A 21068-nucleotide genomic window follows, 5' to 3' on the forward strand; every position below is an offset into this window, starting at 1 on the left:
GGGCATCAAATCTTCGGAACCAGATCGAACGCCGCGCTTTTGCCGGTTTCGATGTTCGCCGCCACGAGTTGCGCGTTCGCCATCGTCTCGGTCACCGCGTCCAGCCCGGCCTGCCAATGTTCGCGCATCGTCCGCGTCGAGAATTCGAAGTCGCGGCTGCCGCCCTCCCACGCATTGGCGCGGTAGACGAGCTGGACGAGGTTCACCGCATCCTCCGCCGATCGGCCGGTCAGCGCCTTCACGTCGGGATCGTCGTGCATGTCGGGCGGCAGCTTGGCGAGCACCTTGCGCATCGCTTCCCGATCCTGCCGGATGCGCATCACCTGATCCGAGATCTGGCGCGTGCGGCTGGAGAACAGGATCTCCTTCTGCCGCGCCGCCACGTCCATGATCGTGCGCGGCCGCTCCGCCGAGGCCGAGAACAGATCGACCTGGAACGCGAGCAGATCGCCCTGCTGATGATCGAGCACATGCGTCAGCGGCGTGTTCGAGACGAGGCCGCCATCCCACCACAATCGCCCGTCGATCTCGACCGGCGGCAGGCCCGGCGGCAACGCGCCCGAGGCCATGATATGACGCGCGTCGATCCGCGTCTCGGTCGTGTCGAAATAATGGAAGTTCCCGCTCTCGACATCCACTGCGCCGACCGACAGCCGTACCGAGCCATTGTTGAGCAGATCCCAGTCGACCAGCGCGTCCAGCGTCTCCTTCAACGGCGCGGAATCGTAGAAACTCATCGCCTCCATCGATCCCGGCGTGGCGAAGATCGGCGGGATCATGCGCGGCGAAAAGAAGCCCGGCACGCCGGCCATCATGACGAACCCGGCCGACCATTCGTGGACGAATTCGCGCACGGAATCGTTCGGGAAGATCGGGAAGCTGGGCAGTGCACCCGTCACCTTGTCCCAGAATGCCTGTAGTCGCTCGACGCGCCGCTCGGGCGGATTGCCGGCATAGATCGCCGCGTTGACCGCACCGATCGAGATGCCCGCAACCCAGTCGATCTCGATCCCGCTGCCGGACAGCCCCTCGATCACGCCCGCCTGATAGCTGCCCAGCGCACCCCCGCCCTGAAGGACCAAAGCGACGCAATCGGGTAGCGGCAACGCCTTGGCGCGGCGGCGGGGTCTGGGTTCGATATCGGCCATGACGTTGCCATGCGCTGGCTGAGCGGCGGGATCAATCCTCCCCGGGACGGGGAGGATTAAGACTGACACCTTGCAACAAGCTACGCGCCCACGCATTCATACCGCAACGACAACGAACCAAGGCCTCCCCCAATGCGGCTCGACGATTTCGATCCCAACATCAATGTCGAGGATCAGCGCGGCGCGAGCGGCGGTGGCGGGTTCGGCGGTGGTGGTGGCGGTTTGCTGTTCGGCCTGATCCCGCTCGTGTTCAGCCGTTTCGGCTGCGGCGGCGTGGCGATCCTGCTGATCGGCCTCGCGGTATTCGGTGGCCTCGGCTCGATCACCGGCGGTGGTGGCGGCACGCAGGCGCCGAGCGAACAGGTCGGCCAGTCCGGCACGCGCCAGGCCGGTACCGACACGGCGTCCAGTTGCAACCTCAACGCGGAAAGCAAATCCGCCTGCAATGCCTTCAGTTCGGCGGACAATACCTGGAAGAAGCTGCTCGGCCCGCAGTTCAAGGCACCGAAGCTGGTGTTCTTCGGCGATCAGGGCGGGCAATCCGGCTGCGGCGCGGCGCAGAGCGCGATGGGGCCATTCTATTGCCCGACCGATCAGGGCATCTATCTCGACACCAATTTCTTCGGTGAACTCGCCAACCGCTTCGGCGCGAAAGGCGATTTCGCACAGGATTACGTGATCGCGCACGAATTCGGCCATCACGTGCAGAATTTGATGGGCACTTCTTCGCAGGTCTCGCAGCAACAGGCCCAGTCGAGCCGCACCGAAGGCAATGCACTCTCCGTCCGGCTCGAATTGCAGGCCGATTGCTATGCCGGCGTATGGGCCGCGCAGAATCGCGACCGGATGGACCCCGGTGATATCGAGGAAGGCATGACCGCCGCCCATGCGATCGGCGATGACACGCTGCAACAGCAATCGCAGGGCCGCGTCGTGCCCGACAGCTTCACGCACGGCACCTCGGCCGAGCGTATGGCGTGGCTGAAGCGCGGGCTGGACAGCGGCGATCCGCGCCAGTGCGACACGTTCAGCGGGGCGATTTGAGGGCGGTAATCCGGGCGATTTCATCAGAGCCTGGTGGAGCTGAGGGGAATCGAACCCCTGACCTCTGCAGTGCGATTGCAGCGCTCTCCCATCTGAGCTACAGCCCCGCTCCGGCCGCCGGCACCGCCGGGACGCGACGCATTTAACCGCCCTTTTTGGACGACGCAACCGCCGCCGTCCGCGATATTCGCCAGCGATGATCGCCCTCTGGCACGCGACGAAATCGCTGCCACCGCGCTCGCCAGCGCGAGGCGATGCTGATAACGCAGGCGCGGTGCGTAATGTGATATTCGGATTGATGTTGGCCGTGATGGCCGCGACAGGCCCGCCGGCCGCGGCCCAGACCGAGCCGCCTCCCCCACCAGCCGCCACGCCACTGGAAACCCCGGCCGATGCACTCGCGCAGGACGCGGCGGAATATGCCAGGCAATTTTCCGTGTCCGTCGAAGAGGCCATGCGACGCCTCACCGCGCAGCAGTTGAGCGTGCCGATCACCGATGCGCTCGCCGAGAAATATCGCGACCGCCTCGCCGGCATCGCGATCGAACACACGCCGGTCTATCGCATCATCGTCTATCTCGCGGGCGAGGAGCCGGTACGCGAGAAGATGTTCAAGGCCGGCGGGTTCGACGTGCCGATCGCGTTCCGCACTGGCGCACGTGTCACGCGCGATCGCGTGATCTGGGCGATGACCTGGCATCAGCGCGACATCCGCGCCGCGCTGCCCCGCCCGCCCGGTATCGGGCTCGATCCGCGCACCGGCGAGCTGGTCGTCATCGTCGGCCCGTCCGACGTGCGCAGCAGCGCTGCGGACCTGAAGGCGAAGCTAGAGACGATCGCCGAGGTGCCGGTGCAATTGCGCATCCTGAAACAGACCGACAAGAATCTCGACATCGCCGGCGGCGCACGGATGGAGGGCACCAGCCCGGCTGACGGCAAACGCTATATCTGCACCAGCGCCTTCACCGTGGGGGACGGCACGCGCACCGCCATCACCACCGCCGCGCATTGCCTCGACAATATGAACTTCCGCGATCCGAAGCGGGGCGTGCGCCCGCTCGAATTTCTCGGCCAATGGGGGTGGGGGTACCGCGATGTGCAACTGCATGGCAGTGCCGAGGCGCTGCCCCCGGCGATCTACACCGATACCGAGAAGACCCGACTGCGCCCGATCACCGGCCAGCGCACCCGCGCCGCCACCCGTGCGGGCGATTTCGTCTGCCATCGCGGCGAGCGCACCGGCTATAGCTGCGCATTGGTCGAGCTGACCGATTTCGCACCCGCCGGCGATATCTGCGGCGGTGCGTGCCTGCCGACCTGGGTGACCGTAGCCGGCCCCAGTTGCAAGGGCGGCGACAGCGGATCGCCGGTGTTCAGCGGCACCACCGCTTTCGGCATCCTGAAGGGCGGCAGCTATCGCGGCGACGGCAGTTGCGCCTTCTATTTCTATATGTCGGTCGATTATCTGCCCGTCGGCTGGTCGCTGCTGCATGCTGCGCCGGACGGCACCTACACCCCCACCTATGCAGCACCGCTGCCCGCCCCTACAGCTAAGCCATGAGCGATCAGCAGATTCCGATCCCCGCCGCCACTCTGGTGCTGTTTCGGGAGCGAGCCGATGGCCTGCCCGAACTGCTGATGGTCGAACGCGCCAAGGCGATGGTGTTCGCGGCCGGCGCGCTGGTGTTCCCCGGCGGGCGGATCGATCCCGGCGATTATGATCTGGCCGAAAAGCTCGGCGGAGACCCCGCCGACACCGCAGCGCGCATCGCCGCGATCCGCGAGACGCTGGAGGAAGTCGGCCTGCCGATCGGCCTGACGCCGGTGCCGGACGGCGACACGCTGGTTGCATTGCGAGCGGCGCTCCATGCCGGAACCGCATTCGGCGACGCGCTCGCTGCGCACGGTCTGGGCCTTGATCTCGCCGCGCTGGTGCCGTTCGCGCGCTGGTTGCCGGCGCATGCGCACATGCGCATCTTCGACACCCGCTTCTACCTCGCCCGCCTGCCCGCCGACGCGCCCGAGGCGGAGGTCGACGCGACCGAGAATGTCCGCTTGTGCTGGAGCACCGCGCAAGGCGTGCTCGACGCGGCCGATGCCGGTCGCGCGCACATCATCTTCCCCACGCGCCGCAACCTGGAACGCCTCGCGCGCTTCGCAAGCTTCGACGATGCGGCGGCGAATGCTGCGCAGCATGACGTGCGCGCGATCACGCCGTGGATCGAACAGCGGGACGGCGCCGACCATCTCTGCATCCCGGCCGATCTCGGCTATCCGGTCACGTCGGAGGCGATCGACAGCGCGCTGCGCGGCTGATGCGCCGCCTGCGCCGGATCATCGGCTGGCTGGTCGCGATCGTCGCGATCGGCATCGCCTGCCTGCTGCTCTTCGCACTGGCGCGCGGGCGACCGCAGGATCTGCCGTGGACGCCGCTCGATCTCGCGCAACCAATCGGCATGTTCACCGGCCGCAAGATCGCCGGGCTGACGCAGGATTTCCCCAGATGCCGCGCGCTGCTGAACCGCGCCGGGGTCCGTTATACCGCATTGTCGCCGGTCACGGACGGGCAGTGCGGCTATGCCGACGGCGTCCGCCTCGACCGCGGCGGCAGCCACAGTATCGCGCTATCGCCGCCCAATCTCGGCATGTCGTGCCCGGTCGCCGCCGCTTTATCGGTGTGGGAATGGGAAGTCGTCCAGCCTGCCGCGCGCCGCTATTTCGGACAGCGCGTCGTCGGCATCGATCACCTCGGCAGCTACAATTGTCGCCGCATGTATGGCCGAAGCCAGGGCGATTTCAGCGAACACGCCACCGCGGACGCGATCGATATCGCCGGCTTCCGATTGGAGGATGGCACGCGGATCACGGTGCTGGGCGACTGGAAGGACACGGGCGACAAGGGCACCTTCCTGCGCAGCGTGCGCAATGGCGCGTGCGAATTGTATTCGACGGTGCTCAGCCCGGAATACAATGCCGCGCATCGCGATCACCTGCATCTCGATCAGGCGGAACGTGGCCGGATGGGCTGGCGGTCTTGTCGGTGAACTTCTTCTAAGCCCCTCCCCTTCAGGGGAGGGGTTAGGGGTGGGGCCGTGCCGCAAACGCGAAAGCCGGTCTCTGCGAGGCATCCCCCACCCCTTCCCCTCCCCTAAAGGGGAGGGGCTTAAGGGGAATCAATGCGGCAGCGCGGCCGTCTCGACCTTCTCCACCCATTTCGGGAAGAACGCCGGCGCGCGGTTCGACCAGCCCGAGGCCGTCGCCGCCGCTTCGCTGATCGACTGCAGCAATTTGCGCCGCAGATCGGGATGGAGATGCGGCAGCGCCGCCGAGGAACAGAAAGCCGCCGGCAACCACGGACGCACATCCGCGCCGATCAGCCGCTCGTACAGAAACCGATAGGCCGAAAACGTCGTCAGCCGCCCCTGCCCCAGGTCGAACGCCGTCACGGTCATCAGCGGCGCGAGGAACGGCTCCACCGCGTCGAGTCCGCTATCGTCGGGCACCATCGCGCGAATGTCGGGCAGGCGTTCGTACAGCCGCGCCTGTGCCCGGATGCTCGCCGCCTCGACCACGTCGCGCGACCAGAGCAGCATCGCGTCGTCGCGATCCAGCCCGATGTCGAGCGAGCGCCGCACGTAACGCTGTGTCGCCGCCGGAAAGCTCGCGAATTCCTTCATTTCGGCCAGGGTCATCGCCCCATTGGCCTGTTTCATTCTGGAAGCCATATCGTCACCCCACCCCGCTATCGTGGAACCGAGTCTTTAACCCGACCGATCATGCGCCTGGATAGTTAACACCACCCTTAACGACATTTCGTGTCGTGAGCCCAAGGCATCACAGATCGTTGTGCGGTGCAACAAGCGTTGCGACGAATGGAAGCGCGAGCATCAAAAGTGCAGTGAAAGTGCGACAGTTCCGCAACATACAGGCCTAACGAAAAAAGCCCGCCCCTGATCGGGACGGGCTTCGGATTACGTTGCAGCTAGCAGAGTATTATCGGTCGGCCTGGATCTTCGCCTCCGCGTCCGCGTCGAACCCGGACGATTCCGGCGCCGCATGATTGTGGACAGGCTGGGTCGAGGCTGGCGGATCGGATGCGTCCATCGATTCGTCCAGTCCGGCATCGAGCCTCGCTTCGCTGTTCTGCGGATCGCGCTCAAGCCGCTCGGCGATGGATTTGTCCTGGCCCGCATCCTGGCGCGGATCGTGAATATGGCCCTTGCCATCATCGGGATCGGGCGGCGCTACCGACAGGGTGTCGAGCGCCTTCTGGTCGATTGTATCGGTCATGGCCCATCCTCTTATTGCTGTTATGTTTCCAAGAACGAACCGACGCGGAAGGCGTTCCCCGCTTGGGTGCGCCCAGTCCTCAATCCAGCAATTCCACCTTCACCGTCTGGCTGTTCATGAAGGCGGTGCCGAACACCGTCATGAAGGCGATGTCGGTCGCATCGCGCCCCACCGCGACGCGCGCCAGATCACCGCACGCCGCCATCCCCGTCGCGTCGATCAGGTGCCAGCCGCCGTCGAGCCACACCTCCGCCACCGCGTGGAAATCCGGCGGGCTGACGCCGGGCGCATAGGCCGCGACGCAGCGCGCCGGAATGCCGCCGGCCCGCGCCAGCGACACCACCAGATGCGCGTAATCCCGGCACACGCCGCGCCGGTCGGCAAAGGTCATCAGCGCGGTCGTCTCGCCCGCGCTTGACCCCGACGCATAGGTCATGTTCGCCTGCACCCAGGCACCGATCGCCATGGCCAGCGCGCCGCCGCGCAGATCGCCGAACTCGGCCTTGACGAAACCCTCGAACCGATCGGATTCGCAATATCGGCTGGGCATCAGATACGGCACCGCATCGCCCGGCAGTTCCGCCATCGGCGTATCGGGCAGCTCCGCCAGATCGATGCTCGCGTGATCGATCTTCACCACCGCATTATATTCGACGCGGAAATGCCCCTCGGCCTGCGCCCAGGTGCGCTGCCCGATCGCGTCCTCGCCCGGCACGGCGCGGATCGGATGCGCGCTGAACACGCGCATGTCCTGATGTTCGAGCCGCTGATCGACCATCGCCGCCGCCTCCACCTGCAACAGGATCTCGGCATGGTCGGGAATCCAGTAATCAAGGACGACGGCGATCGACAGGCGCATGTATTTTCCCGGTGTTGGAGAGGGGCGTGGTCGTTTCTCAAATACCATCATCCTGACGAAGGTCAGGATCCATCGCACCGCACGGGCGATCGTTCATGCGGCGAAATGGATCCTGATCTTCGTCAGGATGACGGTAGAGGCGAGTGACGGCGGTAGTAAGAACGAAAAAGGCCCGGCAGGTTTCCCCGCCGGGCCTTCGCTGTAGCGATCCTTACGCGGCTTAGTTCCGGCTGGAACCGAACAAACGCAGGATGAACAGGAACATGTTGATGAAGTCGAGGTACAGCGACAGCGCCGACATGATGACCGTGCGGCCCTCGTCGGCCGTGCCGGCGACATAGGCGTACATGCTCTTGGTGCGCTGCGTGTCGTAGGCGGTGAGGCCCGCGAACAGCAGCACGCCGACGATGCTGATCACCAGCGCCATCACGCTCGACTGGAAGAACAGGTTGAGCAGGCTGGCAACGATCAGGCCGACCAGGCCCATGATCAGAAACGTGCCGAACGCCGACAGATCGCGCTTCGTGGTGTAGCCGTACAGCGAGAGTGCACCGAACGAGGCCGCAGTCGCGAAGAACGCCTGCGCGACCGAGGTGCCGCTATACTGCAGGAACACCGTCGACAGCGACAGGCCCATCACTACCGCGAAACCCCAGAACATCGCCTGAAGCGTGCTGAACGCCATGCGGTTCTGGCCGAAGCTCATCCCGAACACGAAACCCAACGGCGCCAGCATGATCACATATTTCAGGATGCCGCCGCTGGTGAACACCTGCGCGGCATAGCCCGAACTGGCGAACAGCAACGCCACGATGCCGGTGAGCAGGATGCCCGACGTCATGTAATTGTAGACCGACAGCATGTAAGACCGAAGGCCCGCGTCGTACGCTTCCGTACGCGCACCCGTCGCCGTCGCGAACGTCGCGCCGCTCGACCGTGGGTCAGACCAGTTAGCCATTGCGAAAAAACTCCTTTGCCCGGCCTTATGCCGGATACGTTCGAATATCGGCGCTCAGGGCGCGTATTTCAAGCGATTTGGCCCGATCCGGCCCCAGCAACATTTCGTTACAGAATGGCGGTCATCTTGCGCGGTTCAGTCACGTCCCAGACCCCCATTCCCGTCCGTGCTGAGCCTGTCGAAGCACTGCCCTTTCTGCGCTGCGCAAAGAATAAGGCAGTGCTTCGACAAGCTCAGCACAGGCGGGGTTTGGTGAGGACGATTTACCCCGCAACGAATACCCCGCAAGCGATCCGCCCGCCGCTGTTCCCCGAAGGATCCGTCATCAGATCGTCCGGCCCGGCATGAACCACCAAAGCCGACCCGTCCGCATCGAGCAATCCGGCCAAGGTCGCGCCCGGCACGGTGATGCCGATCGTGCCCCGCCCATCGGTGCCGACGATCAGATTGGGCAGGTCGCCCTCATGCGGCCCCTGCGGGTTCATCGTGCCGTGCTTCATACCGGTCGGGTTCCAATGCCCGCCCGCGGTGGCGAAATCCGGGGCATCGCAGCGCCCCGTCATGTGCACATGCGCGCCATGCGTTCCCGCCGGCAGGCCCTTGACGTCGATCGTGAAGCGCAGGCCGCCAGCCACCTCGCTCGCGCTCGCCGTGCCGGCATCGGCACCCGTTGCCGTATGCAGCACCGTCGTCGCCCGCGCGCCACCCGCAACAGGTGCGCCGACCTTCATGTCGTCCTTACAGGCCGACACGCCGAGTGCGAGAAATGCTACGGTGCCGATGATCGCGATGCGCATGTCGTGTCTCCCAGGGGAATGGATCTTGCCGAGCGAACACATACGCTCACGTAACGGTTCCGGCGAGACGATTGTCGCCCACCCACTTCCCGTCATCCTGATGAAGGTCAGGATCCATCGCGCCTCATGAGCGATCATCAGTGAGGCACGATGGATCCTGAAACAAGTTCAGGATGACGGCGCACATGGTGCACCGAAGCCGCCTCAATCCCCCGTCAGGATCCGATCGACCAACTGCTTCACCGTCGGCACGAAGCCATTCGAATAGAACGGATCCTTTTTGAAATTATACGCGCCGTGGCCCGCGAACATCAAATTCTCGTCGATCGGCCCGCCATGCGCGATGTCCTGCAACGTCTTCTGGATGCAGAAGCTGCGCGGATCGGCCAGGCGCCCGGTCGAATTGGTCTCGCTGTCCGCCCAGGACGAAAAAGAACATTGGCTGAGACAGCCCATGCAATCCGCCTGATCCTTGCGGATGACGCCCTTCTCCTCGGGCGACACGAACACCAACGTATTGTCCGGAGTCTTCAGCGCATCGGTATGGCCCTCGCCATACCATTGGCGGGCGCGCAGCAGATCGTTGCGCGTCACCCAGAAATTCTTGCCCTTCACGCCCACGTCGAGCTGGAACACATGGTCGCCCGCTTCCTGCGTCGAAAATGCGATCTGCCGCTCGGACCGGGTTTCGAGTTGGCGCAGGAAGGGGTTCTTCACCGCGCTGGAATAAAAACCGGTCGGGCTGAACCGGTGCAACAGCACCTCGCCCGGCTCGATCTCCATGAGCTTGTTCTTCCACCCCTCGGGGATCGGGCTTTCCCGCGTCAACAGCGGACGCGTACCGAACTGGAATGCGATCGCGCCGAGCTCCGGATTCTCGATCCAATTATCCCAATCGCGCAGATACCAAACACCGCCGGCCATCACGATCGGCACGTCGTCGGAAATGCCGCCTTCGCGCATCACGTCGCGCAGTTCCTTGACGCGCGGATAGGGATCCTGCGGCTTCAACGGGTCTTCCGCATTGGACAGGCCGTTATGCCCGCCAGCCAGCCAGGGATCCTCATAGACCACCGCGCCCAGCAGGTGCGAAACCTTCGAATAAGCGCGCTTCCACAACGCCCGGAACGCCCGGCCCGAACTCACGATCGGCAGATACTGGACGTTGTACTGCGCCGCGATCTCGCTCAATTTGTACGGCATGCCGGCACCACACGTCACGCCGGCGACCATGCCCTTGGTCCGCTCCAGCACGCCGTGCAGGATGCGCTGCGCCCCGCCCATTTCCCACAACACGTTGATGTTGACGGCACCCTTGCCACCGGCAATCTCGAACGCCTTCTTCACCTGCTGGACCGCGCCTTCGATCGCGTATTCGACCAGCTCTTCATGCCGCTCGCGCCGGGTCAGCGCCTTGTAGACTTGCGGGATGATCTTGCCCTCGGGATCGTAGCTGTCGGCATTGACCGCGGAGACCGTGCCGATGCCGCCCGCCGCTGCCCACGCCCCGGCCGAGGCATGATTGGTCGCGGCGACGCCCTTGCCGCCCTCGACGATCGGCCAGACCTCGCGGCCGTTATAGACGATGGGCTTCAGACCTTTGAACACCAAATTCTCCGCATCAATATACGTTCGATATAGCTTAAGGATGCCGTCGCGCGAGCGAATTGCGACTCAAAGAAGGCAACCCGGGCGCCCCATTGCAGCTTCGTATAGCTGCGCATAGCGGGCGATCATGATATTCTCGTCATATTCGGCCACCGCCTTGGCGCGGTTGGCTGCACCGATGCTCGCCCTGAGCGTGGCGTCGCGCGCCAGTTTCTCCATCGCATCGCGCAGCGGCACTTCGCCTTTCAGGCGCGGAATATAATCGGCATTTTCAGGTGCTACCATATACGGCACGTCGCCCACCGCCGGGGCCACGATCGGCAGCCCCGCCGCCATCCCCTCGATCACCGAGATCGGGAATTGCTCGCTCTTGGACGACATCGCCATGATGTCGAACAGCCCGACGAACGTGTGCGGATCGCGCAGGAAGCCGGGCAGCAGCACCTTGTCGGCAATGCCCATATTCTCCGCCGTATCCGCGATCCGCTCGCGCTCCGGCCCCTCGCCCACGATCACCAGCCGAATGCGCGACGAACAGCCGCCCACCGCACGGACCAGCATCGGCAGGTCCTTCACGTCGCGCAGTCCGGCCAGCGTGCCGACGACGATTTCGCCCGGCTTGCGCCTGAAGCCCGGAATGGCCTTTGGGTCACACTTGCCCGCATAGGATTGCGTGGCGATGCCATTGACGATGCGATGCACCCGCGCCTCGGGCTGCTTCCACACATCCAGCGCGATGCGATGCAGCACTTCGGACGGCACCGCCAGCGCATGCGCGGCGGACAAGGCGAAGCGGCGATAATAATTGCGCTCGCGCTTCAGGCCCGTCGCCTCGTCGGAATTGAATCCGTCTTCATGATGCACCAGCGGCGGCGTGTTCTTGCCGAACACGCGCTTCGCCATCACCCCGTCGACCGCGCCCCAATTGTACGTCAGCACCAGATCGAAGCGCCGCATGTACCGCGCAATCGCCTCGAACCTTGCCACCGAGGGCCGCCCGGTGAGCGGCGGCGGATCCTGCGCGATTTCGTACCGGATGCCGGTGGCGATCGCATCGCGCGCGCTCAACTGGTCGGGCATGCCGGACACGATCGTGTGCCGCGCGCGATCGCCGAACGCGTTCATCAGGCGCACCGCACGCGCCTCCTTCCCGCCCAGATTGAAGGTCGAATGCAGGTGTAGGATGTTGACGGGCTGGGCCATGGCGAAGCGACCTAGCGAGAAATCGCGCCGGACACAAAAAAGCCGCCCCGGACATATCCGGGACGGCCTCTTCGTTAGAGTTTGGAACGACGATCAGAGATCGTTGATCTTGCCCTTCACGTCGCCCTTCAACTCCTGCGCGCTGCCCTTGAGCTGCTGCGCCTTGCCTTCGGCTTCCAGCTCCGCGTTGTCGGTCGCATCGCCGAAGAGTTCCTTGGCCTTGCCGGCGATCTTGTTGCCGGCGGCGTCGAGCTTGTCGGTGAATTCACCCATGATAAATCTCCTGTAGCGACAGCCTCATGGTCGTCGCACCGCTCAACCCGGAGCGAGGAAATCGGTTCCGAGAAGCACGCATGCATGAAGGTTTTTTCATGTGGTCTTAGGCTAACGCACCCTTGTCCACCCACGTAACGCGGCACGCCAGATCGGCCTCGCCGCTGGCCACCACCCAATGATCGCCGCCATCGGCGATGCCGGTCGTGAACACCACGTTATCGAGGTACATCAGATCCCTGATCGGGTCGGTCAGCGCCGGTGCTGGTTCCAGCAACGCCTCATGGCTGGTGCGCACCACCTTGCTCGGATCGTCGCGGTCGAGGATCGACCAATAGGTGCGATAGATGCCGACCACGCCCGACGGCTCCACGCCGTGCCACAAGCTCAGCCAGCCCGCATCGGTCAGCACCGGCGGTGCGCCGCCGCCCATCCGCGCCGTCGCCATCGTCGCGGCATGCGGGCGGATTCCGGGCTTGTCGTAGGGCTTCCAATGCAAGGCGTCGGGCGAACTCGCGAGGTTGATCGACGGCCCCGCACGCCACTCGCTGCCCGGCGGATAGGCGAAATACAGGTCGCCCAACGGCCGCGTCTGCGCGAAATATTTGCCGCCGATCAGCCCTTCGAAGATCAGCATGTCCTTGTTCTGGTGATCGAGCACGATCCCCTCCAGCGTCCAGTCCAGCGCGTCGTCCGACGAATACAGCGTCGCACATTGCCGTTCCGGCCCGACCGAACAGGTCGTCATCAGATATCGCTCGCCGACCTTGCTGATCCGGGCATCTTCCACGCCGTAGCATTGGTATGACGCACGCGGTTCGATCGCCCGGTCGTAATGCACCGCCACCACTGCACGCCCGTCGGCGGACAGTTCGACCGGCAGCAACCACGACAGCGAGGTCAGCGCGATCACCTTCCACCCGCCGCCGCGCATCGCGAAGGTCCGCGGGTCGGCGGTATCGACCAGGTCGAGCGGCCAGGGATCGATCGCATAACCGTCTTTGGTCCAGCGGATCGCATGCACATGCCCATCATGGATCGGATGCCGCAACGCCTCCGCCACGCGCACCATCAGCAGCAGATTGCCGTTCGCCAGCCGCGTCATCCCCGGATTGAACGCGCCCAGAACATAAGTCTCGACCCCCAATTTTCCGGCCAGCGGCGAGCGCGACAGATCGACGTCCGCGGGCGTGAACACAAGTCGATCGAAGGCGAAGGCCATGCGGTTATCCGTTCCTGATGCTGGCAAGGAGACGGCTCACGTCGGCCGTCGGTTCCCCGCTGTTGGTCCCTTCCCTTCGGGACAACGGCTTTAGACCGTAACCCGCGCCAACAAACGATCGATCGCCGCCGCCACCTCCGGCTCGCTTAGCGTCGGCGTGTGGCCCACGTCCGCCACCGTCACCAGTTCCGCGCCGGGCAGTTCCGCCACCATCCGCGCCGCCGTCTTCGCGCCGAGCACGTCGGATCGGCCACCACGCACCACCAATGTCGGCACGCCCTTCAACCCGTCCAGCGCACGCCACATATCGGGGCCCGCTTCGTTGCCCGGAACACGGAACGGCTCGGCGATCTTCATGTCGTAATCCAGCACGATCCGACCCGCCGAATTCAGGCGGTACAGCCGCTTGGCCATCGCCAGCCAATCCTCGATATCGTAGCCCGGATAGACGTCGCCATTCGCTTCCATCACCGCCCGCGCGGCGTGCATCCAGGTCGGCCAGGTGTTCGATTTGCCGACATAGGATCGGATGCGGCTGAGGCCGGCCGTCTCAATTTCCGGCCCGACATCGTTGAGCAGCACGCCCGCCAGCCGTTCGCGCGCCGTACCCGACAGCAACATGGACACGATCCCGCCCAGCGACGTGCCGAACGCGACATAGGAATCGACGCCCAGTTCGCCGAGCAATTTCTCGACATCCTGTACATAGGTCAACGGCACATAGGACATCGGATCCTTGGCGTACCCGCTCTCGCCACGCCCGCGCAGATTGATCGCGATCACCCGCCAGTCGCCGGCCAGCCGTTCCGCCACCTCGGAAAAATCACGAGCGTTGCGGGTCAGGCCGGGGAGGCACAGGATCGGCGGCTTGTCCGATGGCCCCGAATAATCGCGGTAATGCAGGCGCACCTCGTCGCGCGACCACCAATATTTGTTCTCATAGGCGGCCATGCTTGCGTCCCGTGGTTGCAAGCCACCATATCGCCGCATGGCCCCTTCCCCGCAAGCATATCGACCCGAAGCCCGCATCCTCGATCTCGGAGGAGCATTTTACGATCCCGTCCGCGCGGCGGACTTCCCCGAAACGATCCTCCGCTTCCGCAACGGGTCTGCCGCGGCTCAGGTCGGTCTGGAGACGCTGAGCGACGACGAATGGCTCGCTCATTTCGGCCGCTTCACCCCGCTCCCCGGCAGTCTCGAACTGCCGCTGGCGCTGCGCTATAACGGCCACCAGTTCCGCGTGTATAACCCGGACATCGGCGACGGCCGCGGCTTCCTCTTCGCGCAACTCCGCGATGACCGGAACCGCCTGATGGACCTCGGCACCAAGGGCACCGGCCCAACGCCGTGGAGCCGCTCCGGCGATGGCCGTCTGACGCTCAAGGGAGGCATGCGCGAAATCCTCGCCACCGAAATGCTCGAGGCACTGGGTGTCGAAACCTCGCGCACCTTTTCGCTGATCGAGACCGGCGAGGCGCTCACACGGGGCGACGAGCCCTCCCCCACGCGCTCGGCGGTGTTGGTCCGGCTCAGCCACGGCCATATCCGTATCGGCACGTTCCAGCGCCTCGCCTATCAGCGCGATGCCGAGAACATGACCCGCCTGATCGCCTATGTCCTAAGCAATTTTTATGGCGAGGAGGCAGGCGACGATGCCCCGCAACGCCTGCTCGCCCACGTCGTCCAACGCACCGCGACACTCGCCGCCAGCTACATGGCCGCCGGCTTCGTCCACGGCGTGCTCAACAGCGACAATATCAACGTCACCGGCGAAAGCTTCGATTACGGGCCCTGGCGCTTCAACCCGACCTGGGACCCGGCCTTCACCGCCGCCTATTTCGACCATCAGGGCCTCTACGCCTTCGGCCGCCAGCCCGAGGCGATCCACTGGGACGTCATGCAACTCGCCGTCTCGCTGCGCACGGTCAGCGAAGCGCAACCGCTCATCGATGTGCTGGAGACGTTCGGCGAACTTTATCAGCCCGCCGTTTCCGCTGCGATCCTGTGGCGGCTCGGCTTCGCGCCGAAGACCCCGGCGGACGATCGCGTGCTGGTGCAGGCGATCGAACCGGCGTTGCGCGAACAGGCCGTCGGCATCGACCGCTTCTTCCACGATTGTTTCGCTAGGGGTATTCCCGACAGCTACGGCCCGGCCTTTGCCGAAGCCCGCGCCCTGCTCGCCACCTACGCTCCGCGCAAGGACCGCGCGCATCCCTATTGGCAAGGCGAACCCTGCTCGATGCTGATCGACGAGGTCGAGACGATCTGGTCCGCGATCGACGAGCGCGACGACTGGACCCCGCTCTACACCAAGGTCGCTAAGATCCGGGAGATGGGCGAAGCGCTCACCTGATCCTCCTCGTTCCGGGGAGGATAGACCCCCCCGAAAATCTAAGGCAAACACCATCCATGTCCGCTTTCGAAATCATCTCCCACGAACCGGCGACCGGCGCGATCCTGTGGCGCGGCGCGATCGGCGATGTCGATGCGGAGGTCGCCCGCGCCCGCGCCAGTTGGGCCAGCTGGGCCGCGCAACCGCTCGCCTACCGGATCGAGGCGCTGCGCCGCTTCGGCAACGTCGTGCGCCAGCGCATGGACGCGTTCAGCGACCTGATCGCCCGCGAGACCGGCAAGCCGGTCTGGGAAGCGCGCACCGAGGTCGAGAGCGTCATCGCCAAGGTCGATATCTCGGTAAAGGCCTACGCCGAACGCACCGCGCAGCGCCGGCTCGATTCCCCGATGGGCAGCCGCATGGCGCTGCGCCACAAGCCGCACGGCGTGCTCGCGGTGCTCGGGCCGTACAATTTCCCGGCGCATCTGCCCAACGGCCACATCGTCCCAGCTTTGCTCGCGGGCAATGCGGTGGTGTTCAAGCCGTCTGAAAAGACCCCGGCGACCGGCGCGTTCCTGGTCGAATGCTTCCACGCCGCCGGCATTCCGGAGGGGTGCATCCGCGTCGTCATCGGCGGCCCCGACGAGGGCAAGGCGCTGGCCGCGCTTGACGGGATCGACGGCCTGCTGTTCACCGGCTCCGCCCGCACCGGCATCGCGCTCAACCGCGCGTTTGCGACCAAGCCGGAGAAGATCCTCGCGCTCGAGATGGGCGGCAACAACCCGATCATCGTGTGGGAATCGCCCGATATCCACTCGACCGCCGCGCTCATCGTGCAGAGCGCCTTCACCACCGCCGGGCAACGCTGCACCGCCGCGCGCCGCCTGATCGTCGACACGCGCGTGTACGATCAGGTGGTAGAACAGGTCGTGAAGCTCTGCGGCAAGCTGATCGTAGATGAACCGCACGCCACGCCCGCACCCTTCATGGGCTGCGTGATCGACAACGAATCCGCCGATCTGCTGACCGAGAGCTTTATCGAACTGATGATGCGCGGCGGCCGCCCGATCCGCCATCCCGAACGCCCGATCGCCGACCGCCCGTTCCTCACCCCCGGCCTGATCGACACCACCGACATGAACGACCGGCCGGACATCGAACTGTTCGGCCCCGTCTTGCAGGTGATCCGCGCGACCACTTTCGACGACGCCATCGCCGAGGCCAACAACACGCGCTACGGCCTGTCGGCGTCGCTGCTCAGCCAGAACCCGGAGCTGTACGACCGCTTCTGGGCCAATGCCCGCGCCGGCATCGTCAACTGGAACAAGCCCACCAACGGCGCCTCTTCCGGCGCGCCGTTCGGCGGCATCGGCTGGTCCGGCAACCACCGGCCCAGCGCCTATTACGCCGCCGATTATTGCGCCTATCCGGTGGTGAGCAACGAAGCGGATCAGGCGCGGGCCAGCATCGGCATCGGCCTGCGCGACGGCTGAACGCCCGCCCAACCGCCTGCCCCCCCACTCCCACCACAATCGTCATCCCGGCGAAGGCCGGGATCTCAAGCGGTTCTCGCGCGCCGATTGCCACGAGACCCCAGCCTTCGCTGGGGTGACGACAGTGGAGGTCATCAAAGGTGGAAGGTTGCGATCCCCGGCCCCAAACCCTAGCTCATCCCGATGCGCTTGATCCCCCTCGCCCTCGCCGCCCTGACGCTCGCCACCCCCGCTATCGCACAAAAGAAGCCAGCCTCCGGCCTCGTCCGAGTGCAGATCGTCACGTCGGAAGGCCCGATCACCCTCGCGCTCGAAACCCGCCGCGCGCCCGAAACCACGAAGAACTTCCTCGCTTATGTGGACGACGGCCGCTTCGACGGCGCGGTGATCTATCGTTCCGCCAAGACGAAGAACGCCACGCAATACGGCTTCATCCAGGGCGGCATCCGTACCGACGCGCGCCGCATCCTGCCGCCCTTCGCGCACGAACGCACCGATCGCACCGGCATCCACCACACCGACGGCACAATCAGCATGGCGCGCCGCACCGAACCCAATTCCGCCGGCGGCAATTTCTTCATCACCCTGGGGGCGCTGCCCAGCTTCGACGCAAAAGGCGACTTCCCCGGTTACGCCGCCTTCGGTCATGTCGTCAGCGGCATGGCCGTGGTGAAGCGCATCCATGACGGCGCGACCGGCGGCGGCATGGGCGGCCAGATGCTGATGAAGCCGATCCGCATCCTCAGCGCCAAACGCCTCGACGGCCCGAGCAAGCCGACCGGCCTCGTCAAGCCGTGGCTGATCGATCGAAAGAAGCCATCCTGACCCCGAACATGTTGCGTCGCAGCAACAGGTCGTAACAATATCGTAACGTCACCGCTGCGCGCGCGCATCAGCGATTGAAACCGGCAAGAAGTCCGGTCAGCCTGATCTCCGGAGTTACAAGGGGATCAGGGATGACGTTCAAGACCATGCTGCACTGTGGCGCGATGCTGCCGGCGCTGCTGCTGTTCGATACCGGTGCCGCATTCGCGCAATCGGTCGAGACACCGGCGGTCGCCGCGGCCGAGGATCCGGGGCAGGAAATCATCGTCACCGGCTCGCGCATCCGCCGCGATCCGCTGAACGAGGCCAGCCCGGTCGTCATCGTCGATCAGGCATCGCTCGCCCGCACCGGCCTGTCCGCCATCGCAGACGTGCTGCAGCGCCTCCCCAGCGCCAGCGGCGGCCTGAACAGCAAGGTCAACAACAGCGGCAACATCGGCAATCCGCCAGACGGCGGCGGGGTCGGTGCCGGCTCGGCCGAAATCGACCTGCGCTATCTCGCCGCCAAGCGCACGCTCGTGCTGGTCGATGGCCTGCGCTACGTCAACGGCACGTCGGCCAGCGGCATTCCCTCCACGGTCGATCTCAACACCATTTCCGCCGCCTCGATCGAACGGATCGAAGTGCTGCAATCGGGCCAGTCGCCGCTTTACGGTTCGGATGCATTGGCCGGCGTCGTCAACATCATCACCAGGGCGCAGCAAAAGGGGCTTCAGGCCTCGGCGCAATTCGGCACCTTCCGCCAGGGTGATGGCCATACGCAGGATTACAGCGCCAGCTACGGCATTCAGACACCGACCACGAGCGTCGTGTTCGGCGGCAGCTATGTGAAGCAGGAAGCGGTGCGCACCAGCAATCGCGCCATCTCGCAATTCCCCAATCCCGGCCAGACGAGTTGCACCGACGCGATCGGCGGGTGCAGCAGCGCGACCCCGAACGGCTTCATCTCCGTGCTCGGCATGCCGACGCTGACCGTGAAGGCCCCGGTACTCACCGGCCGTCCGCGCTACGATCCGCTCAACCCGACCGGCCCGAACAGCGATTTCCGCGCCTTCACTACGGCGGATCGTTTCAACTTCGCACCGCTCAACTATTTCCTCACGCCGTCGGAGCGCTACGGCTTCTTCGTCAGCGCCAAGCAGGAGCTCTCCTCAAACGTCAACCTGCGCGTGAAGCTGAACTACAACCGGCGCAATTCGCAGAACCAGGCCGCGTTCCTGCCGCTGTTCATCGGCCCGGATGCGGGCAACGGCAATCTGCTCGACACGATCTCGATCGACGCGACCAACCCGTTCAACCCGTTCGGCGTCACCCTGTCGGCGGGCGGCGCGGGCAATCCCCCGGCCAATTATTCCACCGTGCGCCGTCGTCTGGTCGAGGCCGGGCAGCGCACCTATTCGCAGACCGTCGATACTATGTCGGCCACCGCCACGCTGGACGGCTCGTTCATGGTCGGCGACCATAAATTCTATTGGGACGCCAACGCCGTACTTGGCTTCAACGACGCCAAGCAGCTGTTCACCGGCAACATAAACGCCGCCAAACTCGCCCAGGCGCTCGGCCCGGTGGCCAATTGCACCGGCGCCTGCGTGCCGTTCAACATCTTCGGCGGCGTCGGCTCGATCACCCCGGCGATGCTCGCCTTCGTCGCCTTCGACGAACGCGCCAAGAGTTCGCAAAGCCTTGAGGATTACACCGCCAACATCAGCGGCGAGCTGTTCGATCTGCCCGCCGGCCCGGTCGGCATCGCGGTCGGGTACGAACACCGCGTACAGTTCGGTTCGTTCACGCCGGATCCGATCATCGCCGCCGGCCTGGGTGCCGACATCCCGGCCCAGCCGGCCAACGGCCACTACAATTCCGACGAGGCCTATGCCGAGTTGCGCGTGCCGCTGTTGAAGGACAAGCCGTTCTTCCAGATGCTCGAACTCGACGGTGCGGTGCGCCATTCGAACTATTCGACCAGCGGCAGCAACACGACCTACACCGGCAGCGGCCTGTGGAAGCCGGTCGCGGACCTCCTGTTGCGCGGTTCCTATGCGCAGGGTTTCCGTGCCCCCAGCATCGGCGAATTGTTCGGCGCGCAATCGCGGTCGGATGCTCCGATCAACGATCCGTGCACCAACGTCGCCGGCTCGCCTTACCAGACCTCGGCCACCGTCCGGGCGAATTGCACCGCGAACGGCGTGCCGGCCAACGGCAGCTATCAGGAACCGACCGGCGGCCAGCTCGGCGTGTTGACAGGCGGTAACAGCGCGCTGCGCCCGGAAACGTCGCGTACCCTGTTGTTCGGCGCGGTCTATTCGCCGTCCTGGGCACGCAGCAGCGGGTTCGCCAGCGCGTTCAGCATCGAAGGCAATTATTACGACATCAAGGTCGAGAACGCGATCGCCCCGATTGCCGCACAGCTGACGCTCAGCCGCTGCGCTCTCACCGGCGACGCACTCAGCTGCGCCGCGATCACCCGCACGCCAAGCGGACTGATCTCGCGCATCAACGCCCAGTTGCAGAATATCGGCGGCATCCGCACCCGCGGCATCGATCTTACCGTCAATTATCGCACGCCGCGCACCGGCGTCGGCACGTTCGGCCTGTCGGCCAACGGCAATCTGCTGCTGAAATATAGCGAGACGTTCCCGGCCGCGACCGGCACGAGCACCACCGACTATCGCGGCCTGACCCGCGGCTTCCCCGACCAATCCTATCCCAAGTTCAAGGGCAATGCGACGATCGACTGGAGCCTGGGCGACGTCGCCGCATCCTTCACCGGCCGCTATATCGATCCGGTGTACGAGGCGGACGGCAAGAAGCTGAAATCGACCTTCTATGGTGATGCGCAGATCATCTATTCGCCGGGCTGGCTCGATCACCGCACGTCGCTGACGTTCGGCGTCAACAACGTGTTCAATCAGGATCCGCCGGCCTGCTTCAGCTGCACCGGTCCGAACTTCGATCCGACGACCTATGACGTCCCTGGCCAGTTCGGGTATGTCCGGCTGTCGTACAAGATGTAGTC

Annotated in this window: 20 protein-coding genes and 1 tRNA gene; 9 read left to right on the forward strand and 12 right to left on the reverse strand. The window is 65.0% G+C overall.

The window, feature by feature from the left end:
• Nucleotides 1–5 precede the first annotated feature (5 nt).
• The gene (locus U1738_RS03515; protein ID WP_332787629.1) at nt 6–1148 is read right to left on the reverse strand and encodes a patatin-like phospholipase family protein; all 1143 of its coding nucleotides are present in this window, start codon (nt 1146–1148) and stop codon (nt 6–8) included.
• Between the two features lie 132 nt (nt 1149–1280).
• On the opposite strand from U1738_RS03515, the gene ypfJ reads away from it, so the two are divergent.
• The gene (ypfJ, locus tag U1738_RS03520; protein ID WP_332787630.1) at nt 1281–2192 is read left to right on the forward strand and encodes a KPN_02809 family neutral zinc metallopeptidase; all 912 of its coding nucleotides are present in this window, start codon (nt 1281–1283) and stop codon (nt 2190–2192) included.
• 31 nt (nt 2193–2223) lie between these two features.
• Here ypfJ and U1738_RS03525 read toward each other — a convergent pair.
• Nucleotides 2224–2299 (reverse strand) — tRNA-Ala (locus U1738_RS03525).
• Between the two features lie 167 nt (nt 2300–2466).
• Here U1738_RS03525 and U1738_RS03530 point away from each other — a divergent pair.
• The 3 genes from U1738_RS03530 to U1738_RS03540 are packed head-to-tail and all read left to right on the forward strand — an operon-like array spanning nt 2467 to nt 5236.
• Complete coding sequence (locus U1738_RS03530; protein WP_332787631.1) at nt 2467–3753, forward strand: chymotrypsin family serine protease; 1287 nt, start codon at nt 2467–2469, stop codon at nt 3751–3753.
• Nucleotides 3750–4508 carry an NUDIX hydrolase gene (locus tag U1738_RS03535; protein WP_332787632.1) on the forward strand — a complete coding sequence of 253 codons (759 nt, stop codon included), beginning with the start codon at nt 3750–3752 and terminating at the stop codon, nt 4506–4508. The genes U1738_RS03530 and U1738_RS03535 overlap by 4 nt, the downstream gene beginning before the upstream one ends.
• Complete coding sequence (locus tag U1738_RS03540; protein WP_332787633.1) at nt 4508–5236, forward strand: extensin-like domain-containing protein; 729 nt, start codon at nt 4508–4510, stop codon at nt 5234–5236. Before U1738_RS03535 ends, U1738_RS03540 begins: the two co-directional genes overlap by 1 nt.
• A gap of 129 nt (nt 5237–5365) precedes the next feature.
• Here the strand turns inward: U1738_RS03540 and U1738_RS03545 are convergent, their stop codons facing one another.
• The 3 genes from U1738_RS03545 to U1738_RS03555 all read right to left on the reverse strand — a co-directional run bounded on the left by U1738_RS03545 (nt 5366) and on the right by U1738_RS03555 (nt 7341).
• The gene (locus tag U1738_RS03545) at nt 5366–5905 is read right to left on the reverse strand and encodes a hypothetical protein (protein ID WP_443024450.1); all 540 of its coding nucleotides are present in this window, start codon (nt 5903–5905) and stop codon (nt 5366–5368) included.
• A 280-nt stretch (nt 5906–6185) separates the two neighbouring features.
• Nucleotides 6186–6482 (reverse strand): hypothetical protein, encoded by a 297-nt coding sequence (locus U1738_RS03550; protein WP_332787634.1) that lies wholly within the window; start codon nt 6480–6482, stop codon nt 6186–6188.
• 79 nt (nt 6483–6561) lie between these two features.
• The gene (locus U1738_RS03555; protein WP_332787635.1) at nt 6562–7341 is read right to left on the reverse strand and encodes a transglutaminase-like domain-containing protein; all 780 of its coding nucleotides are present in this window, start codon (nt 7339–7341) and stop codon (nt 6562–6564) included.
• On the opposite strand from U1738_RS03555, the gene U1738_RS03560 reads away from it, so the two are divergent.
• Nucleotides 7340–7546 carry a hypothetical protein gene (locus U1738_RS03560; protein ID WP_332787636.1) on the forward strand — a complete coding sequence of 69 codons (207 nt, stop codon included), beginning with the start codon at nt 7340–7342 and terminating at the stop codon, nt 7544–7546. The two genes, U1738_RS03555 and U1738_RS03560, sit on opposite strands and share 2 nt — an antisense overlap.
• Before the next feature lie 15 nt (nt 7547–7561).
• Here the strand turns inward: U1738_RS03560 and U1738_RS03565 are convergent, their stop codons facing one another.
• The 7 genes from U1738_RS03565 to U1738_RS03595 all read right to left on the reverse strand — a co-directional run bounded on the left by U1738_RS03565 (nt 7562) and on the right by U1738_RS03595 (nt 14353).
• A complete protein-coding gene (locus U1738_RS03565) occupies nt 7562–8299 on the reverse strand; it encodes a Bax inhibitor-1/YccA family protein (RefSeq protein WP_332787637.1) in 738 nt (245 codons plus the stop codon).
• A gap of 263 nt (nt 8300–8562) precedes the next feature.
• Nucleotides 8563–9096: a superoxide dismutase family protein gene (locus U1738_RS03570; RefSeq protein WP_332787638.1), complete on the reverse strand. Its 534-nt coding sequence runs from the start codon at nt 9094–9096 to the stop codon at nt 8563–8565.
• 204 nt (nt 9097–9300) lie between these two features.
• Complete coding sequence (locus U1738_RS03575) at nt 9301–10704, reverse strand: NAD(P)H-dependent flavin oxidoreductase (RefSeq protein ID WP_332787639.1); 1404 nt, start codon at nt 10702–10704, stop codon at nt 9301–9303.
• Nucleotides 10705–10770: 66 nt separating this feature from the next.
• Complete coding sequence (locus tag U1738_RS03580; protein ID WP_332787640.1) at nt 10771–11907, reverse strand: glycosyltransferase family 4 protein; 1137 nt, start codon at nt 11905–11907, stop codon at nt 10771–10773.
• 93 nt (nt 11908–12000) lie between these two features.
• Complete coding sequence (locus tag U1738_RS03585) at nt 12001–12180, reverse strand: CsbD family protein (protein ID WP_332787641.1); 180 nt, start codon at nt 12178–12180, stop codon at nt 12001–12003.
• 106 nt (nt 12181–12286) lie between these two features.
• The gene (locus U1738_RS03590; protein ID WP_332787642.1) at nt 12287–13402 is read right to left on the reverse strand and encodes a glycoside hydrolase family 130 protein; all 1116 of its coding nucleotides are present in this window, start codon (nt 13400–13402) and stop codon (nt 12287–12289) included.
• Between the two features lie 90 nt (nt 13403–13492).
• Nucleotides 13493–14353 (reverse strand): alpha/beta fold hydrolase, encoded by an 861-nt coding sequence (locus tag U1738_RS03595; RefSeq protein WP_332787643.1) that lies wholly within the window; start codon nt 14351–14353, stop codon nt 13493–13495.
• 37 nt (nt 14354–14390) lie between these two features.
• Between U1738_RS03595 and U1738_RS03600 the strand changes: the two genes are divergently transcribed.
• The 4 genes from U1738_RS03600 (at nt 14391) to U1738_RS03615 (ending at nt 21066) form a co-directional block, all read left to right on the forward strand.
• The gene (locus U1738_RS03600; protein WP_332787644.1) at nt 14391–15755 is read left to right on the forward strand and encodes a protein adenylyltransferase SelO family protein; all 1365 of its coding nucleotides are present in this window, start codon (nt 14391–14393) and stop codon (nt 15753–15755) included.
• 56 nt (nt 15756–15811) lie between these two features.
• Nucleotides 15812–17227: a succinylglutamate-semialdehyde dehydrogenase gene (astD, locus tag U1738_RS03605; RefSeq protein WP_332787645.1), complete on the forward strand. Its 1416-nt coding sequence runs from the start codon at nt 15812–15814 to the stop codon at nt 17225–17227.
• Between the two features lie 183 nt (nt 17228–17410).
• The gene (locus U1738_RS03610; RefSeq protein ID WP_332787646.1) at nt 17411–18052 is read left to right on the forward strand and encodes a peptidylprolyl isomerase; all 642 of its coding nucleotides are present in this window, start codon (nt 17411–17413) and stop codon (nt 18050–18052) included.
• 131 nt (nt 18053–18183) lie between these two features.
• Complete coding sequence (locus tag U1738_RS03615; protein ID WP_332787647.1) at nt 18184–21066, forward strand: TonB-dependent receptor domain-containing protein; 2883 nt, start codon at nt 18184–18186, stop codon at nt 21064–21066.
• Nucleotides 21067–21068 lie beyond the last annotated feature (2 nt).

It is taken from the genome of Parasphingomonas caseinilytica (assembly GCF_036663755.1).
Classification (GTDB): Bacteria; Pseudomonadota; Alphaproteobacteria; order Sphingomonadales; family Sphingomonadaceae; genus Sphingomonas.

What these genes read in the sequence shown, in the direction of transcription:
- U1738_RS03545 (WP_443024450.1), bottom strand. Translation starts at nt 5,905, where the DNA reads ATGAAACAGGCCAATGGGGCGATGACCCTGGCCGAAATGAAGGAATTC.
- ypfJ (WP_332787630.1), top strand. Translation starts at nt 1,281, where the DNA reads ATGCGGCTCGACGATTTCGATCCCAACATCAATGTCGAGGATCAGCGC.
- U1738_RS03555 (WP_332787635.1), bottom strand. Translation starts at nt 7,341, where the DNA reads ATGCGCCTGTCGATCGCCGTCGTCCTTGATTACTGGATTCCCGACCAT.
- U1738_RS03600 (WP_332787644.1), top strand. Translation starts at nt 14,391, where the DNA reads ATGGCCCCTTCCCCGCAAGCATATCGACCCGAAGCCCGCATCCTCGAT.
- U1738_RS03585 (WP_332787641.1), bottom strand. Translation starts at nt 12,180, where the DNA reads ATGGGTGAATTCACCGACAAGCTCGACGCCGCCGGCAACAAGATCGCC.
- U1738_RS03515 (WP_332787629.1), bottom strand. Translation starts at nt 1,148, where the DNA reads ATGGCCGATATCGAACCCAGACCCCGCCGCCGCGCCAAGGCGTTGCCG.
- U1738_RS03550 (WP_332787634.1), bottom strand. Translation starts at nt 6,482, where the DNA reads ATGACCGATACAATCGACCAGAAGGCGCTCGACACCCTGTCGGTAGCG.
- U1738_RS03570 (WP_332787638.1), bottom strand. Translation starts at nt 9,096, where the DNA reads ATGCGCATCGCGATCATCGGCACCGTAGCATTTCTCGCACTCGGCGTG.
- U1738_RS03580 (WP_332787640.1), bottom strand. Translation starts at nt 11,907, where the DNA reads ATGGCCCAGCCCGTCAACATCCTACACCTGCATTCGACCTTCAATCTG.
- U1738_RS03565 (WP_332787637.1), bottom strand. Translation starts at nt 8,299, where the DNA reads ATGGCTAACTGGTCTGACCCACGGTCGAGCGGCGCGACGTTCGCGACG.
- U1738_RS03595 (WP_332787643.1), bottom strand. Translation starts at nt 14,353, where the DNA reads ATGGCCGCCTATGAGAACAAATATTGGTGGTCGCGCGACGAGGTGCGC.
- U1738_RS03560 (WP_332787636.1), top strand. Translation starts at nt 7,340, where the DNA reads ATGTATTTTCCCGGTGTTGGAGAGGGGCGTGGTCGTTTCTCAAATACC.
- U1738_RS03590 (WP_332787642.1), bottom strand. Translation starts at nt 13,402, where the DNA reads ATGGCCTTCGCCTTCGATCGACTTGTGTTCACGCCCGCGGACGTCGAT.
- astD (WP_332787645.1), top strand. Translation starts at nt 15,812, where the DNA reads ATGTCCGCTTTCGAAATCATCTCCCACGAACCGGCGACCGGCGCGATC.
- U1738_RS03610 (WP_332787646.1), top strand. Translation starts at nt 17,411, where the DNA reads ATGCGCTTGATCCCCCTCGCCCTCGCCGCCCTGACGCTCGCCACCCCC.
- U1738_RS03615 (WP_332787647.1), top strand. Translation starts at nt 18,184, where the DNA reads ATGACGTTCAAGACCATGCTGCACTGTGGCGCGATGCTGCCGGCGCTG.
- U1738_RS03535 (WP_332787632.1), top strand. Translation starts at nt 3,750, where the DNA reads ATGAGCGATCAGCAGATTCCGATCCCCGCCGCCACTCTGGTGCTGTTT.
- U1738_RS03540 (WP_332787633.1), top strand. Translation starts at nt 4,508, where the DNA reads ATGCGCCGCCTGCGCCGGATCATCGGCTGGCTGGTCGCGATCGTCGCG.